Below are 6640 nucleotides of genomic sequence, written 5' to 3'. Positions count from 1 at the left end.
CCCTCGGGCTGCTGCTGCTGGCGCGCGCGGCGCAGGCCGACCTGATGCTGTTCCCGACGCGCATCGTCTTCGACAAGCAGCAGCGCGCCGCCCAGGTCGAGCTGATGAACCAGGGCAAGACGCCCGAGACCTATCGCATCAACCTCGTCAACCGCCGCATGGGCCCGAATGGCGAGTTCATCGCCATCGACGCGCCCGGCCCCGGCGAGCAATTCGCCGATGCCATGCTGCGCTACTCGCCACGCCAGGTCACCATCCCGCCCGGCGGCTCACAGATCGTGCGCATCCTGCTGCGCAAGCCCGATGAGCTGGCCATTGGCGAATACCGCTCGCATCTGCAGTTCGACCGCGTGGCCGAGGCCAGCGGCAACAGCAGCGTCGAGGACGTGGCCAAGCGCGAGGGCAAGGACGTTGGCATCGTCATCCAGGCCCTCGTCGGCGCCTCCATCCCGGTCATCGTTCGCCAGGGCGAGACGCATGCCAGGGCCGAGCTTTCCGACCTCGCCCTGCAGCCGGGCTCGGCAACCGGCCCCGGCACGCTGTCCTTCCAGATGAAGCGCGAAGGCAACCGCTCCCTCTATGGCGACCTGCTCGCCACCTTCACGACCACGGCCGGCGTCACCTTCGAGGTGGCGCGCGCCGGCGGCGTGGCCGTCTACGTGCCCAACGCGGCCCGGCGTGTGCAGTTGCCGCTGCAGCTGCCCTCCGGCAACGCCCTGCCCGCCGGCACGCTGAAGCTCGCCCTGCGCGAGCGGCCCGAGGCCGGCGGTAAGCTGCTGGCCGAGACCAGCCTCGCCCTTCCCTGACGGACCGGCGCCCGCCGCTCGGCGCCATGGCTCCGCTCCGCATCCTCCAGCGCGTCGCCGCCGCAGCCCTGCTGGTTGCGCCGTTGCTGCTGGCCCATGCCGCGCCCGACGACGYGCCGAAGCCGCTGCGCCAGCTCGAGGTGCAGCTCGATGGCCGCACGCTGGCCGAGCCGCTCGACGCCTACCAGACCGACTACCAGGTGCTGCTGCCGCTTGGGGCCGTCTCCAAGCTGCTCGGGCTGGACCTGCGCGTGCAGACCGCATCGGGCCGCGCCGCCGGCACACTGCCGGGCTCGGGCGAGCCCTTCTGCCTGGACCTGATCGACTCGACCATTCGCATCGGCGAACGGCGCCAGTCCTTCGAGCCGCGGCTGGCCCAGGGCATTGGCGGCGACATCTATGTGTCGACGCAGCTGCTGGCCCGCTGGCTGAGCCTGGAACTGGCCGTGGACCTGCCGCACTGGCAGCTGCGCCTGCGCGCGCGCGACAGCGTCGCCGCCCTGCCGCCAACGCCACCCTCCCGGCCGTCCCTGCCAACAGGCCCGCGCCGCATCGACGAGACCAACCTGCTGGTGCTGGAGGTGGTGCTGGATGGCCAGGTGGTGTCCGACAGCCTGGCCGCCTACCAGGACGGCACGCAGACCCTGCTGCCGCTGGGTGAGCTGTCGCGCCTGCTGATGCTGGCCGTCCAGGTGAAGCCCGACCGCGGCAGCGCCGACGGCCGGCTGCCCGGCGAGCGCGGCTTTGCGCTGAACCTGGCCGAGTCCCTGGTCAGCCTCGGCGGCCGTGAACAGAACTTCGAGCCCCGCCTGGCCGGCGTCGTCGGCGACRACATCTATGTGTCGCGCCAGTTGCTGACGCGCTGGCTGCCGATGGACCTGCAGGTCGACCTCGCGACCCTCAAGCTCAAGGTCGTGCCGCGCGAGAAGCTGCCGCTGCAGGAAAGGCTGGAGCGCGAGCGCCTGGCCGCGGCCCTGGCTGGCCTGCAACCCGCCGAACGGCCGAACTACCCCTATGCACGCTCCACACCCGGCTTGGTCGACGTGCCCTCCATCGACCAATCCTTCGGCGCCGACGCGCGCCGCGGCAAGAACTCGCGCCAGTACAAGGCGGCCTACACGGCCTACATCACCAGCGACCTGCTCGGCATGGAAGGCTCCGCCTATGTACTCAAGACCCACGACAAGGCCACGCCCGACCTGCGCCTGACGCTGGCCCGCAACGACCCCGATGCCGGCCTGCTCGGGCCGCTGCGGGCGCGCTCCGTCGCCCTGGGCAACCTGGCTTTGCCCAGCGTGCGCAACGTCATGCAGGGCAGCGCCAAGGGCAATGGTGTGTCGGTCAGCAACCGGCCGCTGGACCAGCCCAACAGCTTCGACCGACACAGCCTGCGCGGCGACCTGCCGCCGGGCTGGGACGTGACGCTGTACTACAACGACCAGTTGCTGGGCTACCAGTCCTCGCGTGCCGACGGCCGTTACGCCTTCGATGACCTGCCGCTGTCCTTCGGCGCCAACGAGTTCCGCCTCGTCTTCCACGGTCCGCTGGGGCAGTTGCGCGTGGAGAAGCAGAGCTTCCTGCTCGACCAGGCCAGCGTGAAGCCCGGCGAGGTGTTCTACACGCTGGCCTCGCAGGTCGCCGACGACGGCTCGGTGCGCAGCGTCGCCCAGGCCGACATCGGTATCGGCAAGAAGCTGACCGGCAAGGTCGGCCTGGTGCGCCGCCCGCGCCTGGTGGCCGGCGTCGTCGCCGAGGCGCTGGACTATGGCCAGCTCGGCCTGCTGGCCTATCTCGACTCGATGATCCTCAGCTCGCAGCTCACCGCCATGCGCGGCGGCGGCGCCCTGGGTGAGCTGGGCATGAAGACGCGCCTGGGCGGCTTCGCGCTGGACCTGCTGCACACCCAGCGTCAGGGCGGCTTCATCAACGACCAGTTCGCCGACGTGGCCGGCGGCGTGCGCCAGCGCCAGGAGCTGCGGCTGCAGGGTGGCGTGCGCCTGGGCGGCCTGCCGCGCCTGGTCATCGACTTCAACGCCGTGCGCAATGCGCTGGACCAGGGACCGTCCAATGTCCAGCTCGGCCTGCGCACCTCGCTCATGCTGTGGGGCACGGCCCTGTCCAACAGCCTGCGCTGGCAGCGCAGCGGTGATTTCACGACCACCGACGGCGCGCTGCAGCTGAGCCGACGCGTGGCCGACGTCGGCCTGAACGCCCAGCTCATGTACCGGCTGCAGCCCGGTGCCAGCCTGCAGGCCGTCGCCATCAGCGCCGACCGCAACCTCGCCGACGGCTACCAGATCAACGCCGGCCTGCTGCGCAGCATGGACTCGGGGCTGACGCTGGTGTCGGGCGGCCTGGCCAAGAACCTCGGCAGCTTCGGCTTGGCCGTCAGCGCGAGTTATTCCAGCCAGCATGAACTGGCCATGGGCCTGCAGCTCTTCGTGGCGCTGGACMGCGACCCGCGCAGCGGTCGCTGGCAGCTCGACGGCCAGCCGCTTGCCGGCAGCGGCGCCGTGTCGGCGCGCGCTTTTGTCGACCGCAACATGAACGGCATCCGCGACCCCGGCGAGGACTTCGTGGCCAATGCCGGCTTCCTGCTCAACGGCGGCGGCCGCCACCCGCGACTGACCGACACCGGCGGCGTCGCGCTGCTGAACCGCCTGGCGCCAGGCCGTTATGCCGACATCGCGCTCGACCCCGCCACGCTCGAGGACCCGCAGTGGAAGCCGCTGACACCCGGCGTGCGCGTGCTGCCGCGGCCCGGGCGTGTGGAGCAACTGGAGTTCCCGGTCGTGCTGAGCTCCGAGGTCGAAGGCACCATCTATCTGGTCGAGGCCGGCGGCAAGAAACGCGGCATCGGCGACGCCCAAGTGGAACTGGTCAACGGCAAGGACGAGGTCATCGCCACGACCACCAGTTCGGCCGACGGCTACTACCTCTTCCACCAGGTCACGCCCGGCGCACTGCGGCTGCGCATTGCGCCCGAACAGGCGGCCAAGCTCAAGCTCAAGGGCAAGCTGGAACGCGGGCTGGACGTGCCGGCCAATGGGGACTTCCTCAGCGGCGAGGATCTGGAACTCAGACTCTGAGGCAGCGCTCGGCGAACTCGAAGTCCTCGGGCCAGGTCACCTTGAAGTTGGCCATCGACGCGCGCACCAGGCGCGGCGAGAGGCCCAGGGCTTCGACGGCGCTGGCCTCGTCCGTCGCAGCCGCACCGATCGCCGTCAGCGCGCGCTCGACAAGTCCAAGGCGGAACATCTGCGGCGTCTGCGCAGCCCATTTGTCGCGGCGGTCGACGGTGGCCGTGACGCGTCCGTCGGCGTCGCCGGCCTTCAGCGTATCGGCGATGGGCTGGGCGAGCAGGCCGCCGACGGCGTCGTGCTCGCAGGCATCGATCAGCGCATCGACCCAGTCCGGGCGCAGCAGGCAGCGGGCGGCGTCATGCACCAGCACCCAGTCGTTGTCGGTCGCACCACGTCGCCTCAGTTCGGCCAGGCCACCGAGCACGCTCTCGGCGCGGCTTGCGCCACCCACGCGAGCAACCCAGCCAGCGTAGCCAGGTACAGCGGTTTCGAAGCGATCGTCGCCAGGTGACAAGACAACCAGCGTCTGCGCCAGCCGGGGCACGGCCGCGAGCGCAGCCAGCGTGTGCGCCAGCATCGGGCGACCGGCGATGGGCACGTATTGCTTGGGGCCGGCGGCGCCTGAGCGCTCGCCAATACCAGCGGCTGGAACGAGGGCGAACAAGCGGGGATCAGTCATCCCCGCCATTCTCAGCCCGGCTGCGGGACCAAGGCTCAGTCGTCGTGCCCGGGGTTCTGGCGCGCCAGGCGGCGCAGCAGCCCCGGCCAGGCCAGCTCGGCCCCGGAGCCGCGCATGACCTTGTCGCTCTGAGCGCGGATGCCGGCCAGGATCTGCTGCGGGATGCGGATCAGCTCGCCGCCGCCAGCCTGGGCCGCGATCTGGATCTCGCAGGCGCGCTGCAGCATGAACATCTTCAGGAAGGTGTCGGCCGCACTGCGGCCCAGGGTCAGCAGGCCGTGGTTGCGCAGCATCATCAGCGAGGTGTTGCCGAGGTCGGCGACCAGGCGGACCTTCTCGTCGGGGTTCAGCGCCACGCCTTCGTAGCCGTGATAGCTCAAGCTGGCCAGCGGGAACAGGCTGTGCTGCGAGATCGGCAGCAGGCCTTCGCGCTGCGTGCTGACCGCCACGCCGGCCACCGTGTGCAGATGCATGACGAACTTCGCGTCCTCGCGGGCCTCATGCACGGCGCTGTGGATGATGAAGCCGGCCGGGTTGACGTTGTAGTCGCTGGGCGCGACCTTCTCACCGGCCTGATCCACTTTGACGAGGCTGCTGGCCGTGATCTCTTCGAACATCATCCCGTAGGGGTTGATGAGGAAGTGATGCTCGGGGCCGGGCACGCGGGCCGAGATGTGGGTGAAGATCAGGTCGTCCCAACCGTGCAGGGCCGCCAGGCGATAGAGGGCGGCGAGGTCGCAGCGGACGGCCCATTCTTCGGGGGCGCAGTTCTCGGGCTTGGCCATGGTGTCTCCTCGTGAAAAGGGTCGATCCAGCATAGCGCCGACAATCGCGGGCTGTTGTCACCTCCGTTCCCATGCTGATTGCCGACCTCCGCCAGCGCCTGCGTGCGCTCGGCGCCAACCCCGACCACGAAAGCCGCGTGCTGCGCCACTGGCTGCACGGCCTGCCGCTGGATGGCGGCAAGCGGCCGCTGCAGGGCTTCCTGCCCAAGGCGGTCATGGCGGTGCTGCCGGGGCTGATGGCGGAGCTGGACAGCCTCGTCACGCTGCGCAGCGAGCACGCCGGCAGCGATGGCGAGTCGGCTCGGCTGTTGTTGGGCCTCAACGATGGCCAGACCGTGGAGACCGTGCTGCTGCCGCGCGACGGCGTCTGCGTGTCCAGCCAGGTGGGCTGCGCCGTGGGCTGCCGCTTCTGCATGACGGGCGTGGACGGGCTGATCCGCCAGGTCGGCAGTGCCGAGATCGTGGCCCAGGTGGTGCTGGCCCGGCGCAAGAACCTCAAGCTGCGCAAGGTCKTCTTCATGGGCATGGGCGAACCCTCGCACAACCTGGCCAATGTGCTGGACGCCATCACGCTGCTGGGCCGCGAGGGAGGCTTCGCGCACAAGCAGCTGGTGTTCTCGACGGTGGGCGATGAGCGCGCCTTCGCCGCGCTGAACGAGGCCGAGGTGAAGCCGGCCCTGGCGCTGTCCCTGCACACGACCGACGCCGCCAAGCGCGCCGAGCTGCTGCCGCGCGCACCACGGCTCACGCCCGAGGAACTCGTCGAGGCGGCCGACGCCTATGCGCGATCCAGCGGTTATCCCATCCAGTACCAGTGGACGCTGCTGGACGGCGTCAACGACGGGCCCGAGGAGCTGGAYGGCATCGTGCGCCTGCTCAAGGGCCGCTATGGCCTGTTGAACATGATCCCCTTCAACAGCGCCGAAGGCCTGCCCTTCACGCGACCGAGCTGGGAACGCGCGCGGGCCATTGCCGCCGAGCTGTCTAGCCGCGGCGTGCTGACCAAGCTGCGCGACTCGGCCGGCCAGGACGTGGAAGGTGGCTGCGGCCAGTTGCGTGCCCGCGAGGCGGTGGGCCGGCCCGCGCGGGTCGTGAGGATTCACGCCTGAGGGTATCCGTCAGGCCGGGTAYGGTCGGTTCCACAAGCAGAATCGCGGCGCCGCAGCAGCCTCGCTGCGAGAAGAATGCCTTTTGGAGAAGACATGACTCAGCTTCAGACGCTGGCCAGCCACGCCCGCATGGCCGCGTTGATCGCCGGCACGGCCCTGTGCCYGCAAGCCACGGCCG

Annotated in this window: 5 protein-coding genes; 3 read left to right on the top strand and 2 right to left on the bottom strand. The window is 70.1% G+C overall.

The features are described from left to right. Together AC1DU6_RS16160 and AC1DU6_RS16155 are read left to right on the top strand one after the other, a co-directional pair. A partial coding sequence (locus AC1DU6_RS16160; protein WP_477858292.1) for a fimbrial biogenesis chaperone occupies positions 1 to 806 on the top strand: 806 nt, incomplete at its 5' end. Positions 807 to 832: 26 nt separating this feature from the next. Next, complete coding sequence (locus tag AC1DU6_RS16155) at positions 833 to 3895, top strand: fimbria/pilus outer membrane usher protein (protein WP_477858290.1); 3063 nt, start codon at positions 833 to 835, stop codon at positions 3893 to 3895. Here the strand turns inward: AC1DU6_RS16155 and ispD are convergent. After that, complete coding sequence (gene ispD, locus AC1DU6_RS16150) at positions 3885 to 4568, bottom strand: 2-C-methyl-D-erythritol 4-phosphate cytidylyltransferase (RefSeq protein WP_056197954.1); 684 nt, start codon at positions 4566 to 4568, stop codon at positions 3885 to 3887. The two genes, AC1DU6_RS16155 and ispD, sit on opposite strands and share 11 nt — an antisense overlap. A 35-nt stretch (positions 4569 to 4603) precedes the next feature. Continuing rightward, a complete protein-coding gene (locus tag AC1DU6_RS16145; protein ID WP_457323364.1) occupies positions 4604 to 5353 on the bottom strand; it encodes a class II aldolase/adducin family protein in 750 nt (249 codons plus the stop codon). 71 nt (positions 5354 to 5424) lie between these two features. Here AC1DU6_RS16145 and AC1DU6_RS16140 point away from each other — a divergent pair, with 71 nt between their 5' ends. Then, positions 5425 to 6462, top strand: coding sequence for an RNA methyltransferase (locus tag AC1DU6_RS16140; RefSeq protein ID WP_477858289.1), 1038 nt, complete (start codon positions 5425 to 5427; stop codon positions 6460 to 6462). Positions 6463 to 6640 lie beyond the last annotated feature (178 nt).

This window comes from Roseateles sp. P5_B10, assembly GCF_056400485.1.
Note: the sequence above shows the minus strand (reverse complement) of the source record. Positions and strands in the feature narration are given on the sequence as shown.

What these genes read in the sequence shown, in the direction of transcription:
- AC1DU6_RS16145 (WP_457323364.1), bottom strand. Translation starts at nt 5,353, where the DNA reads ATGGCCAAGCCCGAGAACTGCGCCCCCGAAGAATGGGCCGTCCGCTGC.
- ispD (WP_056197954.1), bottom strand. Translation starts at nt 4,568, where the DNA reads ATGACTGATCCCCGCTTGTTCGCCCTCGTTCCAGCCGCTGGTATTGGC.